Origin of the sequence: Acinetobacter sp. LMB-5, assembly GCF_001541635.1 — a bacterium.
Taxonomy (GTDB): domain Bacteria; phylum Pseudomonadota; class Gammaproteobacteria; order Pseudomonadales; family Moraxellaceae; genus Acinetobacter; species Acinetobacter pittii.
Genome location: NZ_LRDR01000068.1, coordinates 1 through 460, shown reverse-complemented (window position 1 = coordinate 460; position 460 = coordinate 1). Strand labels below are relative to the sequence as shown.

The 460-nt window shown below is 51.1% G+C and carries 1 protein-coding gene; it reads left to right on the top strand.

Features of this window, described 5'->3' with window-relative positions:
• Positions 1 to 82: 82 nt before the first annotated feature.
• The coding region (locus AW165_RS18550) for a VirB8/TrbF family protein (RefSeq protein WP_265733005.1) at positions 83 to 460 on the top strand (378 nt) is incomplete at its 3' end.

The following is a 460-nucleotide window of genomic DNA, read 5'->3' as shown; positions in this document are numbered from 1 at the left end:
GTGTTGCCCCAATAAAGACGCATTGAAGGTTTTGATTGACGCGCTATCAGAAGCTTACGACCACTTATCATAAGGTGACAATATGTCTAATCCTGAGAGTCCATCGGACTACTCCATCTTGTATCAACGCGCCCGCGAAGAGTGGGACGAACGCTTAGGCAGCGTAGTGAAACAGGCGCACGATTGGAAAATGTGCGCTTTTTTTTCGATGTTTATCGCCGCGATTGCCGTAGGCAGCACCGGATACATCGGCGCCCAATCCAAAATTGAGCCTTATGTCATTGGCGTGAAAAACGGCGAAGAAGTGGTGGGCGTGGCCAGCGTTCAAAAGCTGCCGACCTCACAACTGGAAGCGCTCAAAGTGAACGATTTAGAGCGCTTTGTGGAAGATATTCGCAGCGTCTATCTGGACGTGGAAGTCGAAGACAAAGCGGTGCGCCGCGCCTACGCAAGACTCGTT